General features: G+C 65.7%; 22 protein-coding genes. 7 read left to right on the forward strand and 15 right to left on the reverse strand.

Annotation, left to right across the window (positions count from 1 at the left end; translation table 11 throughout):
- Positions 1-6: 6 nt before the first annotated feature.
- The 3 genes from AC1DEZ_RS10995 to AC1DEZ_RS11005 all read left to right on the forward strand — a co-directional run bounded on the left by AC1DEZ_RS10995 (position 7) and on the right by AC1DEZ_RS11005 (position 1524).
- Positions 7-294 carry a hypothetical protein gene (locus AC1DEZ_RS10995; RefSeq protein WP_441511368.1) on the forward strand — a complete coding sequence of 96 codons (288 nt, stop codon included), beginning with the start codon at positions 7-9 and terminating at the stop codon, positions 292-294.
- 145 nt (positions 295-439) lie between these two features.
- Complete coding sequence (locus tag AC1DEZ_RS11000) at positions 440-1165, forward strand: AzlC family ABC transporter permease (protein ID WP_441511369.1); 726 nt, start codon at positions 440-442, stop codon at positions 1163-1165.
- Entirely contained in the window at positions 1162-1524 is a 363-nt protein-coding gene (locus tag AC1DEZ_RS11005; RefSeq protein ID WP_441511370.1) for an AzlD domain-containing protein, read from the forward strand. The genes AC1DEZ_RS11000 and AC1DEZ_RS11005 overlap by 4 nt, the downstream gene beginning before the upstream one ends.
- Here the strand turns inward: AC1DEZ_RS11005 and AC1DEZ_RS11010 are convergent.
- The 8 genes from AC1DEZ_RS11010 to AC1DEZ_RS11045 form a co-directional block, all read right to left on the reverse strand.
- Entirely contained in the window at positions 1521-2411 is an 891-nt protein-coding gene (locus tag AC1DEZ_RS11010; RefSeq protein ID WP_441511371.1) for a sigma-70 family RNA polymerase sigma factor, read from the reverse strand. The two genes, AC1DEZ_RS11005 and AC1DEZ_RS11010, sit on opposite strands and share 4 nt — an antisense overlap.
- A 21-nt stretch (positions 2412-2432) precedes the next feature.
- Positions 2433-2900, reverse strand: a complete 468-nt coding sequence (locus tag AC1DEZ_RS11015; protein WP_441511372.1) for a carboxymuconolactone decarboxylase family protein — start codon at positions 2898-2900, stop codon at positions 2433-2435.
- 70 nt (positions 2901-2970) lie between these two features.
- Positions 2971-3441, reverse strand: a complete 471-nt coding sequence (locus AC1DEZ_RS11020; protein ID WP_476779691.1) for a carboxymuconolactone decarboxylase family protein — start codon at positions 3439-3441, stop codon at positions 2971-2973.
- A gap of 62 nt (positions 3442-3503) precedes the next feature.
- Positions 3504-3932, reverse strand: coding sequence for an HIT family protein (locus tag AC1DEZ_RS11025; RefSeq protein ID WP_441511374.1), 429 nt, complete (start codon positions 3930-3932; stop codon positions 3504-3506).
- A gap of 87 nt (positions 3933-4019) precedes the next feature.
- On the reverse strand, positions 4020-4796 hold the full coding sequence (locus tag AC1DEZ_RS11030) for a hypothetical protein (RefSeq protein ID WP_476779692.1): 777 nt from the start codon (positions 4794-4796) through the stop codon (positions 4020-4022).
- Entirely contained in the window at positions 4789-6027 is a 1239-nt protein-coding gene (locus tag AC1DEZ_RS11035; RefSeq protein WP_441511376.1) for a GNAT family N-acetyltransferase, read from the reverse strand. The genes AC1DEZ_RS11030 and AC1DEZ_RS11035 overlap by 8 nt, the downstream gene beginning before the upstream one ends.
- The gene (locus AC1DEZ_RS11040) at positions 6024-6800 is read right to left on the reverse strand and encodes a glycerophosphodiester phosphodiesterase family protein (protein WP_441511377.1); all 777 of its coding nucleotides are present in this window, start codon (positions 6798-6800) and stop codon (positions 6024-6026) included. The genes AC1DEZ_RS11035 and AC1DEZ_RS11040 overlap by 4 nt, the downstream gene beginning before the upstream one ends.
- Positions 6800-7273: a RidA family protein gene (locus AC1DEZ_RS11045; protein ID WP_441511378.1), complete on the reverse strand. Its 474-nt coding sequence runs from the start codon at positions 7271-7273 to the stop codon at positions 6800-6802. The genes AC1DEZ_RS11040 and AC1DEZ_RS11045 overlap by 1 nt, the downstream gene beginning before the upstream one ends.
- Before the next feature lie 208 nt (positions 7274-7481).
- Here AC1DEZ_RS11045 and AC1DEZ_RS11050 point away from each other — a divergent pair, with 208 nt between their 5' ends.
- Complete coding sequence (locus tag AC1DEZ_RS11050; protein ID WP_441511379.1) at positions 7482-8342, forward strand: cell envelope integrity EipB family protein; 861 nt, start codon at positions 7482-7484, stop codon at positions 8340-8342.
- Here the strand turns inward: AC1DEZ_RS11050 and AC1DEZ_RS11055 are convergent.
- Both AC1DEZ_RS11055 and AC1DEZ_RS11060 read right to left on the reverse strand, forming a co-directional pair.
- The gene (locus AC1DEZ_RS11055) at positions 8299-9648 is read right to left on the reverse strand and encodes a DNA polymerase IV (protein ID WP_441511380.1); all 1350 of its coding nucleotides are present in this window, start codon (positions 9646-9648) and stop codon (positions 8299-8301) included. The genes AC1DEZ_RS11050 and AC1DEZ_RS11055 overlap by 44 nt on opposite strands.
- The gene (locus AC1DEZ_RS11060; protein ID WP_441511381.1) at positions 9645-9935 is read right to left on the reverse strand and encodes a DUF3572 domain-containing protein; all 291 of its coding nucleotides are present in this window, start codon (positions 9933-9935) and stop codon (positions 9645-9647) included. Before AC1DEZ_RS11060 ends, AC1DEZ_RS11055 begins: the two co-directional genes overlap by 4 nt.
- Before the next feature lie 132 nt (positions 9936-10067).
- Here AC1DEZ_RS11060 and AC1DEZ_RS11065 point away from each other — a divergent pair, with 132 nt between their 5' ends.
- Together AC1DEZ_RS11065 and AC1DEZ_RS11070 are read left to right on the forward strand one after the other, a co-directional pair.
- Entirely contained in the window at positions 10068-10439 is a 372-nt protein-coding gene (locus AC1DEZ_RS11065) for a response regulator (RefSeq protein ID WP_149133714.1), read from the forward strand.
- A 9-nt stretch (positions 10440-10448) separates the two neighbouring features.
- Positions 10449-11825: a PleD family two-component system response regulator gene (locus AC1DEZ_RS11070; protein WP_441511382.1), complete on the forward strand. Its 1377-nt coding sequence runs from the start codon at positions 10449-10451 to the stop codon at positions 11823-11825.
- Positions 11826-12271: 446 nt separating this feature from the next.
- On the opposite strand, the gene AC1DEZ_RS11075 is transcribed toward AC1DEZ_RS11070, so the two are convergent.
- The 5 genes from AC1DEZ_RS11075 to rnr form a co-directional block, all read right to left on the reverse strand.
- Complete coding sequence (locus tag AC1DEZ_RS11075; protein WP_441511383.1) at positions 12272-12430, reverse strand: hypothetical protein; 159 nt, start codon at positions 12428-12430, stop codon at positions 12272-12274.
- A gap of 796 nt (positions 12431-13226) precedes the next feature.
- Positions 13227-13394, reverse strand: a complete 168-nt coding sequence (gene rpmG, locus AC1DEZ_RS11080) for a 50S ribosomal protein L33 (protein ID WP_038367996.1) — start codon at positions 13392-13394, stop codon at positions 13227-13229.
- A gap of 164 nt (positions 13395-13558) precedes the next feature.
- Positions 13559-14293 carry an NUDIX hydrolase gene (locus tag AC1DEZ_RS11085; RefSeq protein WP_476779693.1) on the reverse strand — a complete coding sequence of 245 codons (735 nt, stop codon included), beginning with the start codon at positions 14291-14293 and terminating at the stop codon, positions 13559-13561.
- Positions 14290-14736, reverse strand: a complete 447-nt coding sequence (locus tag AC1DEZ_RS11090) for a DUF983 domain-containing protein (protein ID WP_441511385.1) — start codon at positions 14734-14736, stop codon at positions 14290-14292. The genes AC1DEZ_RS11085 and AC1DEZ_RS11090 overlap by 4 nt, the downstream gene beginning before the upstream one ends.
- The gene (gene rnr, locus AC1DEZ_RS11095) at positions 14736-17051 is read right to left on the reverse strand and encodes a ribonuclease R (RefSeq protein WP_441511386.1); all 2316 of its coding nucleotides are present in this window, start codon (positions 17049-17051) and stop codon (positions 14736-14738) included. Before rnr ends, AC1DEZ_RS11090 begins: the two co-directional genes overlap by 1 nt.
- Positions 17052-17683: 632 nt before the next feature.
- Between rnr and urtA the strand changes: the two genes are divergently transcribed.
- Positions 17684-18973: an urea ABC transporter substrate-binding protein gene (gene urtA / locus AC1DEZ_RS11100; protein ID WP_441511387.1), complete on the forward strand. Its 1290-nt coding sequence runs from the start codon at positions 17684-17686 to the stop codon at positions 18971-18973.
- Positions 18974-18992 lie beyond the last annotated feature (19 nt).

An 18992-nucleotide genomic window follows, 5' to 3' on the forward strand; every position in this document is an offset into this window, starting at 1 on the left:
AACGTGTTGTTCCGACGCAAGAAAGCAGCCCTCGCCGAAACCGGCGAAGGCATAACGCCCACGGCAGCTCCGGCGCCGCAGCGCCCGGCCAAGGAAAAGCTGGGTTGGTTCGAGAAGCGCGACCGCCGCCGGCGTCGTCGCAAGATCTTCGAGGAGGTGCTGGGCTGGATCCTGGTGCCGGCGTTTATCTATATGATCTATCTCGGCATTCAGGCGGTCGGCGGCATTCCCAAGGAGCTGATCGACTTCGGCAATGAGCTCTTCACCATGGCGATGAAGGGCGGCAAGGGCTGAGCAGCCGCGGCCTTGCAGATGGTGCAGGGCCGTTCCCCTTTCCGGCAGCTTGGCGAGCGCTCCTGCGGTGAGCCATAGGGATTGACGGCCCGTGCGCTCTGCACGGGCTGTTTGCTTTCCCGAGGCTGCCCGCAGCGATGATCCGATGAGCGTATCCGCCGACTGGAGCTGGCAGCGCGTCGCGCTGGCCGGCATGCGCGATGCGCTGCTGCTGCCGGCCTGGATCGTCGGCCTCGGGCTGATCGGTATCGGCTCGCTCGCCCGCGACGTTGGCTACCCGGTCGATGTCGCGGTGCTCTCGACCATCCTCGTCTGGGCGGGCCCGTCACAGGTGCTGTTCTTCGCCTCCATTGCCGCCGGCGCAGCCTGGAGCGCGATCGCGATCGCGATCGCCTTCGCCTCGCTGCGTTTCCTGCCGATGACGATGGCGATCCTGCCGCTGCTGCGCCGGCCCGGCCAGAGCGTCTGGCAGCAGCTCTTTCTGTCGCATTATGTCGCCGTGACCGCCTGGACCGAAGGACTGCGCCGTTTGCCGGGCATCCCTGTGAACCAGCGTGCGGCCTATTTCCTCGGCTTCGCCAACACTTGCATGGCGGTGAGCGCGGTCGGGACTTTCTCTGGCTACTATCTGCTGAACGCCTTGCCGGTGCCATTCGCCGCCGGGCTGCTCTGCCTGACGCCGATCTTCTTTCTGGTCTCGCTGACCGCTGGCCTGCGCCATCGCGGGGACGTCACCGCGTTGGTACTGGGGCTGGCGCTCGCGCCGATCTGCGAACGTTTCATCGGTGGTGGCTTCGATCTGATCGTCGCCGGGCTGATCGCCGGCAGCATCGCCTTCATGATCGGCCGCAAGCGCAAGGCGGCCAGATGACCCAGCCGCTCGCCTTCCTCGACGGGCCGCTCTGGCCCTATCTCGCGCTGATGCTTTTCGCGGTGCTGCCGACCGAGATCTGGCGCTGGCTCGCCGTCGGCTTCGCGCGCGGGATGGACGCGGACTCGCCATTGCTCGAATGGGTGAGGGCGGTCGCGACTGCGTTGCTCGCGGGCATCGTCGCCAAGCTGATGGTCTCCCCGCCGGGCGTGCTGGCGCATGCGCCGCTGTTCGTACGGGTCGCCGCGCTCGCTGCTTCCGTGGCCGTGATGGCCATCAGCCGCCGCCGGATGATGCTGGCCGTGCTGGTCGGTGAGGTTGTGCTCGTCGGCGGGGTCTGGCTGTCCGGGGCAGCTTAATCTCGTCCAGCCTCGAGCCGATCCCTCACGGGACTAAGCTTGTCCGGGTTCCGGATCACGTAGATCGCCTGGACCTGTCCGTGGACGATGTCGAGCACCACCGCCTGCGCAGTGTCGGTTTCCATGCTGATATATCCGGGCATGCCGTTGATCAGCACCGGCTCGTAGCGCGGGACGAAACCCTGCTTTTGTGGTTTGCGGGCAAGCCCGGCGAAGAAGCGGCCGATCTTCTCGCTGCCGAGGATGGGGTTGAGCACCGAGCTCGCCTTGCCGCCGCCATCGCCGTGCAGCACCGCATCCTGCGCGAGCAGGCCCTTCAGGGCGCTAGGGTCGGTGCTATGTGCCGCTTCGAAGAAGGCGACGGCGTAGCGCTGCGCCTCATCGGGAGAGAGCGGATGGCGCGGGCCCGCTTGCTGCGCATGCCGGCGCGCGCGTGAGACGAGCTGCCGGCAGGCCGCCTCGCTGCGCCCGAGGGTCTCGGCGATCTCTGGGAAAGGCAGATCGAACACGTCGTGCAGCAGAAAGGCAGCACGTTCCAGCGGGGACAGCCGCTCCAGCGCGAGCTGGAGGACATAGGGGACGTCGAGGCCCTCGTCACTGCTGGCGGCGCCGCCGATCTCCTCGATCAGCGGCTCGGGCAGCCAGGCGCCGACATAGCTCTCGCGCCGGTGCCGCGCCGACTTCATCAGGTCGAGGCAGAGCCGCGTCACCACGCGCCCGAGCCAGGCGCGCGGGTTCGCCAGCGCTTCCGGCGCGGAGTCGTGCCAGCGCAGCCAGGCGTCCTGCACCACATCCTCCGCGTCGCTGAGCGAGCCGAGCATGCGGTAGGCGAGGCGGGTCAGATAGGACCGATGGGTCTCGAAGCCGGCGGCCGTGACGTCCGTCATGAAATCCTGTGCGCGTGGATTCTATGCGGCCTCGACCTTGGGAGCCCTGTCGTTCGGATGGTGCGAGCGGAAGCCGACCGCGACCCGGTTCCAGACATTGATCGTGCCGATGAGCAGCGTGAGCTTCACCATCTCCTCCGCGCTGAAATGGCGCAAGGTCTCCTCATAATCGGCGTCCGGCGCATGGGTCTGCGGCAGCAGCGTCAGCGCCTCTGTCCAGGCCAGCGCGGCGCGCTCACGCGGGGTGTAGAGTTCGGATTCGTGCCAGGCGTTCAGCAGATAGAGCCGCGCCTCGCTCTCGCCGGCCTTGCGGGCGTCGGCCGAGTGCATATGCAGGCAATAGGCGCAGCCATTGATCTGCGACGCCCGCATCTTCACCAGCTCGATCAGGCTGTGTTCGAGGCCGGAATCTGCGACCGTGGCTTCGAGCGCCATCAGCGGCCTCATCATATCGGGAGCGGTCGTGTAGGGGTTCAGACGTTTGCTCATGGCGGTTCTCGCGAGTTGACGGGATAGCGGCCGGGCGGATGAAGCCGTGCGGCCGCGGGGAGGCATCGGCTCAGGCAGCAGCTTCGGTCTTGCGGTGGCGATCGGCCGGATGCCGCGAGCGGAAGCCCGCGTTGAGCCGGTTCCAGGCGTTGATCGTCGCGATCGACAGCGAGAGATCGACGCATTCCTTCTCGCTGAAATGAGCGCGCAGTTCCGCGAAAGCCTCGTCGCTCGGGCTGGCCTCGGAAAGGCGGGTCAGCGCCTCGGTCCAGCCCAGGGCAGCGCGCTCGCGTGGGGTATAGAGATCGGATTCATGCCAGGCGTCGAGCAGATAGAGCCGGGCCTCGCTCTCCCCGGCCTTGCGGGCGTCCATGGAGTGCATGTGCAGGCAATAGGCGCAGGCATTGATCTGGGAGGCTCGCATCTTCACCAGCTCGAGCAGGCTGTGCTCCAGCCCGCTTTCATTGACGTAATTTTGCGTCTTCAGCAGCGCGTCGATCGCGCCGGGGGCGACCTGGAAGGCGTTGAGGCGTTGGCTCATGGTCTTTCTCCATCGGGGGATGACGATAAGACGAGGCAGCCGAGCCCCTTGTGACATCCCCCTCAGATTTTTTTCAGGGCCTCGCGAATTTTCTCGGCATTGCTGGCGAGCACCTCGTTCTTCTCCATCGCGCCGGTGTGCGGACGCAGCGCCACGCCGTCGAAGCGCGGCATGACATGGACGTGGAGATGGAAGACGACCTGGCCGCCCGCGGCTTCGTTGAACTGCTGGATGGTGACGCCCTCGGCTGCGAAGGCGGTCTTGACGGCGCGCGAGAGCTTCTGCGTCGTCAGCGCGACAGCCTTCAGCACCTCGGCCGGGGCATCGAACACATTGCGGCAGGCCGCCTTCGGGACCACCAGCACATGCCCGTCGGCGCGTGGCATGATGTCCATGATCGCGATCGTCTCGGCGTCTTCGTAGACGGTGTGGGAGGGCAGCTCGCCGCGCAGGATCTTGGCGAAGACGTTGGACGGATCATAGGCGGTCATGGCGGTTCCGATGGCTTGGAAGCAGAGCCTTGAACCTGTGGCCGGCTCGCGAGGGCGTCAAGGCCGCGGAAGCTGATCTTGCCCGCGTCAGTCGCCCAGCGGCAAAGTCTCCTCGACGGCACCGTCTAGAACGAGATCGTCTCCAGCGCTCATGACCTGCAGCGCACTCGCTGTAAGGCGCAGCAGCGGTCGGTCCCACCAGCGCGCGACGATGTCGGCCAGCGCTGACGTCTCGGCGGCATCGAGATCGTCCTTGAGATTGTACAGGCCGACGAGCCAGAGATCGCCGGGCGGGCGCCCGAAGGCGGCCTGCACCGCTTGCAGCATGTTCGCGCCGTTGCGCTTCTCGGGATAGGCGGCAAGATAGAGCCGGCCACGATTGACGTTGCCGGAGAACAATCCGCGCAGCTCGACGGCGAAGGGCTCGATCCGGCCGAGGGCATCGCGCGCAGCCGATGCGAACGTCGGCGGCTCCGCGATTCCGAGTGAGCCGCAGACCGTGGCGTGCAGCTTGTCGCGCCGCTTCGGCAGGATCTCCCAGGCGATCTTGCTGGCGAAAGGGGCGCTCCGGAGCTGTCCTTCCAAAGCGCGGAAGGCGGGCGATGCCTGCAGGGCGGCGTTATGAACAGGCAGCACCAGCGAAAACACACGCGGATGCCGGCCCATCTCATAGAACTTGCCTTCGCGCCGGGGGATCACGGCCGGATGCTCCGGAGCGACCAGCGGCAGATGCGCCAGCCTGTAGCTTTCATCCAGCCGGAGCGGCGCGGAGAAGTCGGTGAGGCTGCGCCGATAGCCGAGCTCGGCATCCAGGCAGAAAATCGGCTGCCCGACCGCCACTGCCGACGTCTCCATCTCAGTCATCATGCATTCCCGTCTTGCGGAACGGCGTTTCCGCTGCCAGCGCGGCCTGCGCGGCGGCGATCTGCTCGCGCTCCTGCGCCAGATAGGCTGCGACCGGACGGCGCAGCCCGGGATCGGCGATATGATGCAGGGAGTGGGTGATGACCGGCCGATAGCCGCGCGCCAGCTTGTGCTCGCCCTGCGCGCCGGCCTCGACGCGGGCGAGCCCATGCGCAATCGCGTAGTCGATGGCCTGATGGTAGCAGACCTCGAAATGCAGGAAGGGATGGTCCTCGATGCAGCCCCAGTTGCGGCCGTAGAGGGTGTTCCCGCCGCGGAAATTGATGGCGCCGGCGATGTAGCGGCCCGCGCGCTTCGCCATCATCAGCACGATGCGCTCGCCCATCGCCGCGCCGACGCGCGAGAAGAAGGCGCGGTTGAGATAGGGCCGGCCCCATTTGCGCGAGCCGGTATCCTGGTAGAAGGCGAAAAAATCGTCCCAGACCGCTTCGGTCAGCTCGCGGCCCGAGAGTGCCATGATCGTGATGCCGGCCGAGAGTGCCTCGCGCCGTTCGCGCTTCAGCGCCTTGCGCTTGCGCGACGCGAGTGTGGCCAGGAAGTCGTCATAGCTGCCGAAGCCTTCGTTCTGCCAATGGAACTGCAGGTCGTCGCGCTCGAGATAGCCGGCCTGCCTCAGCGCGGCGATGTCCGGCTCCTGCGCGAAGGTGACATGGACCGAGGAGGACTGCGTCTGCGCCCGCAGCGCCTCCAGCCCCGCGATCAGCGTCTTCCGCGCTTCATCGGCGCGCGGCCCATCGGCAACAAGAAGGCGCGGCCCCGTTGCCGGGGTGAAGGGCGCCGCGACCTGGATCTTGGGGTAGTAGCGGCCGCCGGCGCGTTCATAGGCGTCTGCCCAGCCATGGTCGAAGACGTATTCGCCCTGGCTATGGCTCTTGAGGAAGCTCGGTGCGGCGGCGAGCAGCTGGCCGGCGCCATCCTCGACAAGGAGATAGGCCGGCGACCAGCCGCTGCGCCCGCCGGTGCAGCCGCTCTCCTCCAGCGCCGTCAGGAATTCATGACTGACGAAGGGGTTGTCCCGGTCGATGCCGCCTTTTGCAGCGGCGGGGCAGGGCGCCAATACAGCGTCCCGCAAGGCGTGGGGATTGGCGCAAGCGTTCCACGCGCCTGCGGGAACGGCCTTGAGGGAGGGCGCGATGCGAACGATCAGATCGTCGCTTTCGCCTTTGCTCAAGGACGAAAGCCCTCGAAGACCATCTGGTCCGCAAAGGCGGCAGCGCGCTGCCGCTCTTCCGGCGTGCGCACGGTCCAGCTCATGAGCGGCATCCCGAGCGCGTTGCGGCACAGATAGGGCGCGGCGCTCTCCAGATCCGCGACCTTCCAGGAGAGGAAGTGCGGCCGGCTCTCGGTGAAATGCAGCAGATTGGCCAGCGCATGTTTCCGTTCCGGGGAGAGCTTGTCGTAGTCCCCGTAATCATAGGCGTTCATCGCCACGATGCCGCGCGGAATCTCCGGCGCAATCTCGCGCAGAGCGGTCACGATCGCGGGATCGAAGGACTTGATCACGATCGGATGATCCCGGTAGCCGGCGACGACCTCGACCGTCCGGCGTGTCAGCGCCAGATCGCCGTCGAAGCGGCTCTTGATCTCGATGACAACGGGCACCCGCCCGCCGATCAGGTCGAGGAAGGCCGACAAGGTCGGGATGCGGTCGCCGCTGCCCTTGAGCGTGATGGCGGAGAGCGCCTCGGCCTTGCGTTCGACGACGGCACCGCTCTCACCCGTCAGCCGGTCGAGCACGAAATCGTGGAACACGACCGCCTCGCCATCGGCGGTGAGCTGGACGTCGCATTCGATGCCGAAGCCGCCGGCGATGGCGGCCTGTGCCGCCGAGGGGCTGTTCTCGATGACGCCAGCAGCAAGATCATGCAGGCCGCGATGCGCGATCGGCCGCGCGACCAGCCAGCCCAGTTCGGGCCGGCCGGTAGTGTTGGAAGTCTGAGCCATCAGCGGATCTCGAACATCGCCTCGACCTCGACGGCGGCATCGGCCGGCAATTCGGCGACCCCCACGGTCGAGCGGGCATGGCGGCCGTTGTCGCCGAGCACTTCCACCATCAGATCGGAGGCGCCGTTCATGATCGCCGGCAGCGCCGCGAAATGCGGGGCGGCGTTGATGAAGCCGCCGAGGCGCACGCAGCGCACGATCCGGCCGAGATCGCCATCGAGCGCCGCCTTGGCCTGGGCGAGAACGTTGATGGCGCAGAGTCGCGCCGCTTCGAGGCCGGCCTCGTTGAAGATCTCGGCGCCGAGCTTGCCCTTATGCTTGTCGGAAAGCTTGCCATCGAGCCCGAAGCAGATCTGCCCGGAGATGATCAGCAGATTGCCGGTGACGACATAGGGGACGTAGTTGGCGACGGGGGCGGCCGGGCTCGGCAGAGTAATTCCGAGTTCGGCGAGGCGCGATTCGACGACGTTCATGGGCACGGCTCCGCGAGCGAGGCAGGGTCTTTGCGACCGGTCTTGCGAGACTGGTCTTTCATGACCGAAGCCCGGACAGCCCGCAAGCATCGCGACATGTCCGGAGGGCAGGGGTGGTGCGGCGTCAGGAAGCGGGCTGTTTGCCATGTTTGCGCCATTGCCGCGTTGCACCTAGATTTCCAATGAGGACGGAACGGAAAAGCGGCGCATGAACCAAACAAGTCTGAGGCTCGCGGCCCATGCGGGCCAGATTGGTATCACAGCTCTGATGCTGGCCGCCGGGCCGGCCTGGGCGCAGGCAAAGGCCGCGCAGCCCGCGCTTGACCGCGTAGTGCTCGCGCCGCATCGCGCGGTCTATGATCTCGTTCTCGACAATGCCAAGGCATCCGGCAACATCGAGACGGCCAAGGGCCGCATCGCCTTCGAGTTCACCGGCGACGCCTGTGAGGGCTATGCCCTGTCCTTCCGGCAGGTCACCCAGCTCGGCACCGAGGCGGGCCCGCGGGTCATCGACGCCCGGACCACCAGCTTCGAGGCGGGCGATGGTGCGAGCTATCGCTTCAAGACCGAAAGCTCCTCCGGCGGCGCCGCGCCCGAGACCGTCGACGGCACTGCGGAAAAGAGCGGCGGCGGCTATGAGGTGAAACTGCGCCAGCCCAACGCCGAAACCCATCGCGACGGCGCCGATGCGCTGTTTCCGAACGCCCAAATGAAGGCCGTCATCCAGGCCGCGCGCACTGGCCAGCACACCCTCAATGTGAGGCTCTACGACGGCGCCAATTCAGGCAAGGAGGTCTACGACACGCTCTCGGTCATCGGGAAGCGGATCGAAAGCGAGCCCTCCGAAAAGCCGCTGCAGCGCCCTGAATTCGAGAAGATGGCGCGCTGGCCGGTGACGATCTCCTATTTCAAGGTTGGTTCGGGCGAGTCGACGCCCTCCTACACGATCTCCTTCGAACTCTACGAGAACGGGGTCACCGGCGCGATCAAGCTCGACTATGGCAGCTTCGCGCTGCGCGGCACGCTCACCCGTCTGGATCTTCTTCCTCAGGAAGCTTGCGCGAAGTAGCCGGCTCGGACGATCGGCGCTGCGGAAGCCTGAGGCCCAGCCCCTTGCCGATCGCCTCATCCCCGAAGCGGGCGCGCAGCTTGTCGAGCGCGCCCTCCATCGCCTTCAGGCGTGGCGTCGCCGTATCGGCAAGGTCGCCATGATCGGCCTCTTCGGGCGGGCTGAAATCGCTCGTGCCGATGCCGATCAGCCGGTAGCGCGGACCGTTGCATTCGCGCTTCAGCAGGTCGCGCCCGGCGGTGAAGAGCCGGGCGGCGAGCTGCGTCGGCTCGGGCAGCCGCGTGGCGCGGGTGATGCTGTGGAAGTCTGCCGTCTTCAGCTTCAGGGTGATGGTCCGGCCGGCGAGTTCCTGTGCCTTCAGCCGCTTCGAGGTCTTCTCGCAGAGCCGCCACAGAATCGGCTCCAGCTCATCGAAGCCTGAGAGATCGACGTCCAGCGTCGTTTCGCTCGAGACGCTCTTGGTTTCGCGCTCGGGCGTGACCTTGCGCGGATCGATGCCGTTAGCGAGATTCTTGAGGCGCGGGCCGTCCTTGCCCGCGATGCGGAAGAGCTTTTCGGCCGCAGCCTCGCGCAGGTCGCCGACAAGCTTGAAGCCGCCTTCCGCGAGCTTCGCGACGCTTGCCGGCCCCATGCCGGGGATAAGGCTGACCGGCTTGTCGGCGAGGAAGGCGACCGCTTCGCCACGGCCGATGATCGAGAAGCCCCGCGGCTTGTCGAGGTCGGACGCGACCTTCGCCAGGAATTTGGCATAGGACAGCCCGACCGAGATGGTGATGCCGAGCTCTGCCTCGATGCGCTTGGCGAAGCGTGCGAGCGTCATGGCCGGGCTGGCGTGATGAAGGCGCTCCGTGCCCGCGAGATCGAGAAAGGCTTCGTCGATCGAGAGCGGCTCGACCAGCGGCGTCAGCTCGCGCATCAACTGCCGGACTTCGCGCCCGACCGAGACGTACTTCGCCATGTTCGGCTTGACGACGACCGCCTCTGGGCAGGCCTTCAGCGCCTTGAACATCGGCATGGCCGAGCGCACCCCATAGGTGCGCGCGATGTAGCAGCATGTCGAGACCACGCCGCGCTTGCCGCCGCCGACGATGACCGGCTTGTCCTGCAGGGTCGGATCGTCGCGCTTCTCGATCGTCGCGTAGAAGGCGTCGCAGTCGATATGGGCGAGGCTCAGGGCATCGCGCTCGGCATGCCTGATCAGGCGCGGCGAACCGCAAGCCGGGCAGCGCCGGAGCGGCCCCGCCGCCTCGTGATCCGCCAGGCAATCGCGGCACAGGCTGCGCAGCGAGAGGGGACTCGTGATCAAGGGAAGTCGTCCGGCTCCGGCCCGGCGAGCAGACGGCGTGCCTCCCCGATAATTTCCGGATTCAGCCTTAAATTTTCGGCAAACTCGAGCAGGAGCGAATCGCTTCCCGCGATATGGTCGAGCACGGCCGCAAGGAAACCCGGTTCGCTCGCCGCGGAACGCAGATTGGCCGGGCCGAGACCGGTCGTGCTGAGGAAAGGCTCGATCCGTTCCGGTTCTGCGGCCAGGAAGCCGAGGGCGCGCAATGCCAGCGTCTCTGCATCCTCGGTGGTCAGTCTTGGTGCCATGGCCTGGGAGTCGCGTATCCGGTTTGCGTTTCGTCAACTGCTCGCGTGTTAGAGACTATCATCGAACGACGCCGCCATTTTGGAAAGACCGCTGGCTGCTGGCGGACATCCCTGGCGCGATTGAAGGGCGGCCTGATGAAGACGGTTCTCATCGTCGAAGACAACGAGCTCAACATGAAGCTCTTCAACGATCTTCTCGAAGCGCATGGCTATGCGACCTTGAAGACGTCGGATGGCATCGAAGCTATCGAGCTGGCGCGGACTCACCATCCGGCGCTGATCCTGATGGACATCCAGCTTCCGGAGGTCTCCGGGCTCGAGGTCACCAAATGGATCAAGGAGGACGACGACCTCAAGGCGATCCCCGTGGTGGCCGTCACGGCCTTCGCGATGAAGGGCGACGAGGAGCGGATCCGCGAGGGCGGCTGCGAGGCCTATCTCTCCAAGCCCATCTCGGTTGCGAAGTTCCTGGAGACCGTCCGCGCTTATGCCGGCGCCGCCTAAGAGCGATCCATGACTGCCCGCGTCCTCGTCGTCGATGACATCGCCGCCAATGTGAAACTGCTCGAGGCCAAGCTTTCGGCCGAGTATTTCGGCGTGGTGACGGCGTTGAACGGCGCGGATGCGATTGCGACCTGCGAGCGCGGCGAGGCGGACATCGTCCTGCTCGACGTCATGATGCCGGGCATGAACGGTTTCGAGGTCTGCCGCTATCTGAAGGGCACGCCGGCGACCGCGCATATTCCGGTCGTCATGGTCACCGCGCTGGACCAGCCGCGCGACCGCCTGGAGGGGCTTGATGCCGGCGCCGACGACTTCCTGACCAAGCCGCTCGACGATGCCGCGCTTTTCGCCCGGGTGCGGAGCCTGGCACGGTTGAAGGAGATGACGGACGAGCTGCGCGGCCGTGCCGTTGCTTCGGTCCGGCTCGGCATGGCCGATCCGCTGGCCGCCGCGGCCGCCGAAACCGGGCTCAATGGCCGCATCCTGCTGGTCGAGGACCGGCCCAGCGTGGTCGAGCGGCTTCAGAGCGCGCTCTCGGCCTTCCATGTCGTCGAGGTCGAGAAAGATGCCCAGCAGGCGGCGCAGCGGGCTGCCGATGGCGACTTCGACAGCGTCATCATCAGCCTCGACCTGCAAGATCAGGACGGCTTGCGCCTGTGCAGTCAGCTGCGCTCGCTGGAGCGCACGCGCAATATCTCCGTGCTGCTGATGGGGGAGGCCGAGGACCGTGCCCGCATCCTGCGCGGCCTCGATATCGGCGCGCATGACTTCCTGCTCCGCCCGATCGACCGCAACGAACTGCTCGCCCGGGTTCGCACCCAGGTGCGCCGGAAGCGCTTCACCGAGCGGCTGCGCGACAGCGTGCAGTCGTCGATGGAGATGGCGGTGATGGATCAGCTCACGGGCCTGCACAATCGCCGCTTCATGACCAGCCGGCTCGCCATGATGTTCGACGAGTCGGCGCTGCGCGCGCGCGCGCTGTCGATCCTTCTGCTCGATGTCGATCACTTCAAGGCTGTCAACGACAGCTGGGGGCATGACGCCGGCGATGAGGTGCTGCGCGAGTTCGCGAACCGTGTCCGCGCATGCACCCGTGGTATCGATCTCGTTGCTCGGATGGGCGGCGAAGAGGTTGTCGTCGTCCTGCCAGATACCGGGCGCGATGCCGCCTGCCAGGTCGCGGAGCGTATTCGCGAGCGGGTCGAGAGTGAGCCTTTCGCGATCCAGAACGACACGCGCGATATCAGGGTCACGGTTTCGGTGGGCGTCGCGAACCGCCGCGCCGGGGACGCCTCTTCGGCCGACATCATGAAGCGCGCCGATGATGCCCTCTATCGGGCCAAGGCCGGTGGCCGCAATCGCGTCATCGCCGCGAGCGCCGCGTAACCGATCGATCTTTGCTCAAGCCAGGTTGATAGGCGTCGGGCCTCGCCTGGCAGGCCGTGGCCGGCTGCCGCTGGACAGCGGCAATCTGCGGTATCAGCGGACTTCCGGCCGATTGCTAAGGCAGTGCGTGAACAACAATCGGCAACGATCTGAAGTTGTTTTTGGAATTGCCGTAGAGTCAGCTTCGCCCGGCGGAAATTTAAGATTAGCCGGTAGGGTTAACGATCGATGAACGCAGGGGAATCGGTTGGATTTGATTGATTCGGATACGTTGCATTGTAAGGGTTGTTGCAACGCAGCGGTCCCGGTGATCGCTCCGGAACGCCCCTCGGGAGCTCGGGTCCGCCGCATCTCCTGGGTAACCGAAGGGCTCGGCCGGTCGGTGACGGAATTCTGGCCTCCTCAGAACCGCCGCCGGCCGGCCACCTTGTTTCTGGGCCGCCGCTTCAGCGTTGGAGATAGTCCGAGATCGCCGCCGGCAACCAGTACCCCGCAGCGCCGAAGGCCGCGAGCAAAGCCAGCACGCTTAGCGCTGCGCCGATGCGTGTCGTGAGGAAGCGCGAGGAATCAATCTCGACCAGCAGCTTCAGCAACTGTCGCACCATGCCGTTCGGTCCTCGCTATCCTGCAATCCCGGCTTCGATCCGGGCGACGGCGGAAGCGCAACAGGTGGGGGCTTTCCCGAAAGAGTCAATGACCCGGCAGCTGTGCCGCGATTGAGGGCGCTGAGATGCGCGCCGGCGGTTGCGCCGCAGCCGCGGGCCGCTGTGTTCAGCGGGGCTTCGGCGGAGTGTCTTGCCTGGCTGGTTCGGTCAGGCCGTGCCGGAGGGCGAGGGCCATGATTTCCCTGGCCGCTGCTTCCGGCATGACGGCATCCAGGACGATGTGGACAGCCTCCGGCGAATAGCGCTTCGCCGAAAACTCGAAGCTCGACCGAGCGCTCCGCCGTGCCCGGGGATTCCACCCACGGGAGATCAGGAGCGAATCCAATCGCTTGCCGAATTCGCTGAGCTCAAGATCCAGCCCGGCTTCAGAGAGTTCATCCATGTCGGGCTGCCTCCACTGGCGTCATGCAGCCTTCATGAGCGCGATTCTACCGAATAAATTCATTTACAAAACGTTAAAATTCTAGCTATTGCCCTACGGGAAACGGGGGCGGTGTAGCGTTATGGTCCAGGCCGTATTGGTGGCCGTGCTGATGATCAGCACGGGCTTGTTGTCGTGGTTGATCGCTGACCGCACGCATCTGCCGCTTGAGCTTTAGCGGCGCGCTTCGCCGGCCGAACAGTCAGAATGGCGACAAAAGTCGCTCAGCCAACAGAGATGTAGCCAAAAGTGCAGGCAACAAAAAACCGCCCGGAAGGGCGGTTTTGCGTTGGTCCAGACCAGTAGGGGCAAGCCTTACTTGATCTTGGTTTCCTTGAACTCGACGTGCTTGCGCGCGACCGGGTCGTACTTCTTCTTTGACATCTTCTCAGTCATCGTGCGCGAATTTTTCTTCGTCACGTAAAAGAAGCCGGTGTCGGCGGTCGAAAGCAGCTTGATCTTGATCGTCACGGCCTTGGCCATGGGTCTATCCTCGAACCATGCGGGCCGCAAAGCCCTCGGAAAAGAAAATGGCCGGGCGAACCCGGCAAACTGTCGGCGTGGGAGATGCCGCAAAGGGCTGGGGAAGTCAAGAAAGAATAACGATCCGATGACGATCCTGTCCGTAAGGCGGGATTTCCGCCGGTTCAGAGCTCCTCGCGCACGAAGCTGCCGCGCTTCTCCCAGTAGAACGGCACCGGCAGGTAGGGCGCGAAGCCGGCGGCGATGCGCGATTCGACCTCCTGCAGGATGACAGTGGTGATCGTCGGCAGGTCGAGCGCCTTCGCCTCCTCGAAATCGACCCAGACGAGATCGGTCAGTTCCGAATCCGGTCCGACGATGCCTTCGACCTTGCCTGCGACCGCTGCGGCGTCGACGGTGAAGAAGCGGGTGTCGAAGCGCTTCGGCCGGCGCGGCGGCGTGATCGCGCGGGCGACGAAGGTGACGGCGGAGAGATCGGGAAACACGCCCTGAGCGGCGAAGTCGGTCCAGCTTCCGGCCGGCGGATTCTCCGGCGCTCCGAATTCGTCAGAGCCGAAGAGCAGACCGGTTTCCTCGAAGGTCTCGCGGATTGCTGCGAGCGCCAGCGCCCGCGCCTTGCCGGCGCTTGGGCGCAGGCAGCGCTTGCCGAGCCGGTCCTCGCAGATCTGCGGCACCGCGCCGGTCGCGACCATACGTCGGTCGCCGTCCTCGATGCGTCCGCCGGGAAAGACGTATTTGCCCGGCATGAACTTGTGGCCGGCGTGGCGCTTGCCCATCAGGACCTTCGGGCGCGCGCCGCTGCGGTCCAGGATCAGCATGGTCGCGGCGTCCTTCGGACGCAGATTGACCGTGGTGCGGACGCGCTCGGCCTGGGTCAGGGTGACGGTGTGGTCGGTCATGGGCGCGATCCGGATGGGGGCAGGGGCTGGCGTTCGGGCCGGTCGGGCTCGCCGCCGAAGCCGTGTAGGCGCACGGCCCATTGCAGGCCGACGACGCCGCCCTTCACAGGCTGCATCAGGGCCATGGACAGGATCAGCGTCAATGCCGGCCAGAGCGCCATGTGCCACCACATCGGCCAGTCGCCGTACTTCTCGGCGAGCAGAATGCCGCCGACCACGATATGGCCGACGATGGTGATGACGATATAGGGCGGCAGGTCGTCGGCGCGCTGATGATGCAGCTCCTCACCGCAGGATTCGCAGGCATCGACCGGCTTCAGGAAGGCGCGGAACAGCCCTCCGCGGCCGCAATGTGGGCATCGGCCCTTCAGCCCACGCGCCACGGCTTCCCGCCAGTCGCGGGTTTCGACATGCGTTTCCGCGCTGTGGATCTGGACGCTCATCACCGCCTCTTGCCAGGCTTGGCCCGGCCCGGCTTGGCCCTCTTGCCGAAGCTCGTCGGCCGGCTTTCCCCATATGGCGCGCCGCCGCGGCGCTTGCCAGCGCGGCCCGTCGCCACAGTCCTGCCGGCCGAAAGCAGCTCGAAGCGCAATGCGCCAGCGACGGGCGCGGCCTCGACCAGCTTGACATGCACCTTGTCGCCGAGGCGCCAGCTTTCGCCGGTGCGCTCGCCGATCAGGGCATGGGCAGCCTCGTCATAGCGGTAATAGTCGCCTCCGAGCGTGGAGGCGGGGATGAAGCCGTCCGCTCCGGTATCGTTGAGCTTCACGAAGAGCCCCGCGCGATTCACCCCGCCGACCCGCCCGTCGAAGCTCGCGCCGATCTGATCGGCGAGGAAGTGCGCGATCAGTCGGTCGGTCGTCTCGCGCTCGGCTGCCATGGCGCGGCGCTCGGCGGCGGAGATGCGGGTCGCGATCTCGCGCAGTTCGGCGAGCGTCGTATTCTTCGGCAGGCCGTCATCGCCGAGCTTGAGCGCGGTGACGAGCGCGCGGTGGACGATCAGATCGGCATAGCGGCGGATCGGCGAGGTGAAATGCGCGTAGCGGCGCAGATTAAGGCCGAAATGCCCGTAATTCTCGGCGACATATTCTGCCTGGGCCTGCGTGCGCAGCACCACCTCGTTGATCAGCGTCTCGTTCTCCGAGCCCTTGATCATCGCCAGGATGCGGTTGAACAGCACGGGCCTGAGCGCCCCGTCCTTCGGCAGCTTGATGCCGATCGAGGCCAGCACCTCGCCTAGCGCGCGCATCTTCTCGAGCGACGGCTCGTCATGGCAGCGATAGACCAGCAGGCTCCCGGCCTTCTCCAGCGTCTCGGCCGCCGCGACATTGGCGAGGATCATGAATTCCTCGATCAGCTTATGGGCGGCCAGCCGCTCCGGCACGATCACGCGCTCGACCGCGCCGTCGGGCTTCAGGATCAGCTTGCGCTCAGGCAAATCGAGATCGAGCGGCTGGCGCTGGTCGCGGGCGCGAGCCGCCACGCCATAGGCCGCCCAGAGCGGCATCAGCACGCTCTCGCGGATCGGCCCGGTCTTCTCGTCCGGGTTGCCGTCGATCGCGCTTTGAGCCTGCTGGTAGGAGAGCTTGGCGGCTGAGCGCATCAGCACGCGGTGGAAGGAGTGGCTCTTCTTCGATCCGTCGGATTTGAGCACGAGCCGCACCGCCATGGCCGGCCGGTCCTCGTTCTCGCGAAGCGAACACAGATCGTTCGAGATCCGTTCCGGCAACATCGGCACGACGCGATCGGGGAAATAAACCGAATTGCCGCGCTCCAGCGCCTCGCGATCGAGGGCCGAACCCGGCCGGACATAGGCCGCGACGTCGGCGATGGCGACGGTGACGACGAAGCCGCCGGCATTGGCCGGGTCCTCGTCGGGCGCCGCATGGACAGCGTCGTCATGGTCCTTGGCGTCGGCGGGGTCGATCGTGATGAGCGGTAGCTCGCGCCAGTCCTCGCGCCCCTTCAGCGTCGCGGTCGGTGCGTCCGCCGCTTCCTGGAGAGCGGCCGGCGGGAATTCATGCGGGATGCCGTGGGCGTGGATCGCGATCAGGCTGACGGCGCGTTCGGACTTGATCGAGCCCAGCCGCTCGCGCACCTGCGCCTCGGGCGGGCCGAAGCGGCTCTCGCGGCGCAGAGAGACCGAGACGAGGTCGCCATCTTCAGCCTCGGCCGTGCGGCCCTTGGGGATGATCGCCTCGCGCCCCTGTGCCTTCTTGTCGATCGGCACCAGCCGGCCCGAGCCGTCGGGCAGGGCGCGGAAGATGCCGAGCACGGCGGCTTTGGCCTTGCCCATGATCTTGAGCACTCGGCCGGAATAGGCGAAGTCCGCGACGCCCCTCAGGCGGGTCAGCTTGAGGATGACCTGATCGCCGACGCCCGGGGCGGGGGCCGCCGCGTGCGGCTTCCGTCGTCCCTCGCGGACGCGCTCGACCAGGATTTGCGGCGGTGCGCCGCTTTCCGCCTCGTCCCATTCGAGCGGCTGGGCTATGAGGTCGCCCTCGCGGTCGCGGCGCTTGATCTCGGACAGCAGCACAGGCGGCAGCGCGCCGCGCGGATGCACCGGGCGCTCCTTGCCGTCCCCGCCGATCTCGCCTTCCTGGGCAAGTTCCTTCAGCAGGCGCTTCAGCCAGATCTTGCCGCCCTGGTCCAGCCCGAAGGCCTTGGCGATCTCGCGGCGGCCGACCTCGCGGCCGGCGGCGCGCTCCTCCTCGATGAAGTCGAGGATCGCCTCGCGGCTCGGTTCAGGAACGGACAATGCTGGTACTCGACGGGTAAAGGCTGGGAAAGTAGGTCACCCCGCCTGTCTGCCACGCCTTGTGGGCTCGCGCCAGCATTCGCGAGATCAAAAGAAGAAGGGCCGCCCTTTCGGACAGCCCTTCCATTGTCGAACCGCGATCCAGCGAGCCGGATCAAAGGTGCGAAAACTCACGCGGAACACGAACCCCGGGAAGAAGAGGTCCAGGTCCACCCGCTTTGCACCAGCGGCTGATGACAATGAGACACTGGATCACCTCCTTTCAGTTGTTACCGACGAAGATGAGGCTAAGTCGATTCTCCTGTGCTCGTAAATGCCAAAAAAAACGCTGTACTCCGTTACTTAAAACCCGTGCCCGTCGATGAAATTTCAGGCATATGCTGCGGTGCACAAACATGCGCCACGTGATTTGATGACGGAATGGGCAGATTTCTCCCGTTGAGTTCGATGATTGCGTTGAGTGGTCGCGCTTTCGCAGGAAATGCTGCCAAAGCCTCGTTACGGACAGAGATTTGCGCCTCGTCGCAAAGGCCGTCGGCGCTTGGCACGGCCCTTGCGAAAGCTGCCTCCGGGCCAGGGAGGCCTGCCGGCGTCGAGGGGCGCCGCCAACAAACATCCTTCGGGAGATGTCCGTGAACAGCAATCGTCGCGAATTCCTCGGCACGGCTTTGGCCGGCGCCGCTTTCCTCGGGTCCTCCTATCTGCCGGCGGCGGCGCAGCAGGAGACCATCAAGGTCGGCATCCTTCATTCGCTCTCGGGCACGATGGCCATCTCCGAGACGACGTTGAAGGACGTCATGCTGATGCTCATCGAGGAGCAGAACAAGAAGGGCGGTCTGCTGGGCAAGAAGCTCGAGGCCGTCGTCGTCGATCCCGCCTCGAACTGGCCGCTCTTCGCCGAGAAGGCGCGCGAGCTGATCACCAAGGACAAGGTCGCGGCCACCTTCGGCTGCTGGACCTCGGTCTCGCGCAAGTCGGTGCTGCCGGTCTTCAAGGAGCTCAACAACATCCTGTTCTACCCCGTCCAGTACGAGGGCGAGGAGAGCGAGCGCAACGTATTCTATACGGGCGCCGCGCCGAACCAGCAGGCGATCCCCGCCGTCGACTATCTCGCCAAGGAGGAGAAGGTCGAGCGCTGGGTTCTCGCCGGCACCGACTATGTCTACCCGCGCACAACCAACAAGATCCTCGAGGCGTATCTGAAGTCCAAGGGCGTGAAGCCCGAGGATATCATGATCAACTACACGCCCTTTGGCCACTCCGACTGGCAGACCATCGTCTCCGACATCAAGAAGTTCGGCTCGGCCGGCAAGAAGACGGCGGTGGTCTCGACCATCAATGGCGACGCCAACGTGCCGTTCTACAAGGAGCTCGGCAACCAGGGCATCAAGGCGACCGACATCCCGGTCGTCGCCTTCTCGGTCGGCGAGGAGGAGCTTGCCGGCATCGATACGAAGCCGCTGCTCGGCCATCTCGCAGCCTGGAACTATTTCCAGTCGATCAAGACGCCCGAGAACGACGCTTTCATCAAGCAGTGGCAGGCCTTCACCAAGAACCCGAAGCGCGTCACCAACGACCCGATGGAAGCGCATTACATCGGCTTCAACATGTGGGTGAAGGCGGTGGAGAAGGCCAAGAGCACCGATCCGGACAAGGTCATCGACGCGCTGCCCGGCATCGAGGCGCCGAACCTGACCGGTGGCATCTCGAAGATGCTCCCGAACCACCACATCACCAAGCCGGTCTTCATCGGCGAGATCAAGGAAGACGGCCAGTTCGACGTGGTCTGGAAGACCAGCGGTCTCGTGCCGGGCGACGCCTGGTCGAAGGAACTCGACGGCTCGAAGGACCTCGTCGGCGACTGGGTCGAGAAGAAATGCGGCAACTTCAACGTCAAGACCGGCAAATGCGGCGGCGTCTGAGATCATGAGGGGGAAGGGC

Source organism: Allobosea sp. 10L422 (assembly GCF_056395345.1).

Coding starts and splice junctions, on each gene's coding strand:
- AC1DEZ_RS11000 (WP_441511369.1), top strand. CDS start 440: ATGAGCGTATCCGCCGACTGGAGCTGGCAGCGCGTCGCGCTGGCCGGC.
- AC1DEZ_RS11005 (WP_441511370.1), top strand. CDS start 1,162: ATGACCCAGCCGCTCGCCTTCCTCGACGGGCCGCTCTGGCCCTATCTC.
- AC1DEZ_RS11010 (WP_441511371.1), bottom strand. CDS start 2,411: ATGACGGACGTCACGGCCGCCGGCTTCGAGACCCATCGGTCCTATCTG.
- AC1DEZ_RS11015 (WP_441511372.1), bottom strand. CDS start 2,900: ATGAGCAAACGTCTGAACCCCTACACGACCGCTCCCGATATGATGAGG.
- AC1DEZ_RS11020 (WP_476779691.1), bottom strand. CDS start 3,441: ATGAGCCAACGCCTCAACGCCTTCCAGGTCGCCCCCGGCGCGATCGAC.
- AC1DEZ_RS11025 (WP_441511374.1), bottom strand. CDS start 3,932: ATGACCGCCTATGATCCGTCCAACGTCTTCGCCAAGATCCTGCGCGGC.
- AC1DEZ_RS11030 (WP_476779692.1), bottom strand. CDS start 4,796: ATGACTGAGATGGAGACGTCGGCAGTGGCGGTCGGGCAGCCGATTTTC.
- AC1DEZ_RS11040 (WP_441511377.1), bottom strand. CDS start 6,800: ATGGCTCAGACTTCCAACACTACCGGCCGGCCCGAACTGGGCTGGCTG.
- AC1DEZ_RS11045 (WP_441511378.1), bottom strand. CDS start 7,273: ATGAACGTCGTCGAATCGCGCCTCGCCGAACTCGGAATTACTCTGCCG.
- AC1DEZ_RS11050 (WP_441511379.1), top strand. CDS start 7,482: ATGAACCAAACAAGTCTGAGGCTCGCGGCCCATGCGGGCCAGATTGGT.
- AC1DEZ_RS11060 (WP_441511381.1), bottom strand. CDS start 9,935: ATGGCACCAAGACTGACCACCGAGGATGCAGAGACGCTGGCATTGCGC.
- AC1DEZ_RS11070 (WP_441511382.1), top strand. CDS start 10,449: ATGACTGCCCGCGTCCTCGTCGTCGATGACATCGCCGCCAATGTGAAA.
- AC1DEZ_RS11075 (WP_441511383.1), bottom strand. CDS start 12,430: ATGGTGCGACAGTTGCTGAAGCTGCTGGTCGAGATTGATTCCTCGCGC.
- rpmG (WP_038367996.1), bottom strand. CDS start 13,394: ATGGCCAAGGCCGTGACGATCAAGATCAAGCTGCTTTCGACCGCCGAC.
- AC1DEZ_RS11085 (WP_476779693.1), bottom strand. CDS start 14,293: ATGACCGACCACACCGTCACCCTGACCCAGGCCGAGCGCGTCCGCACC.
- AC1DEZ_RS11090 (WP_441511385.1), bottom strand. CDS start 14,736: ATGAGCGTCCAGATCCACAGCGCGGAAACGCATGTCGAAACCCGCGAC.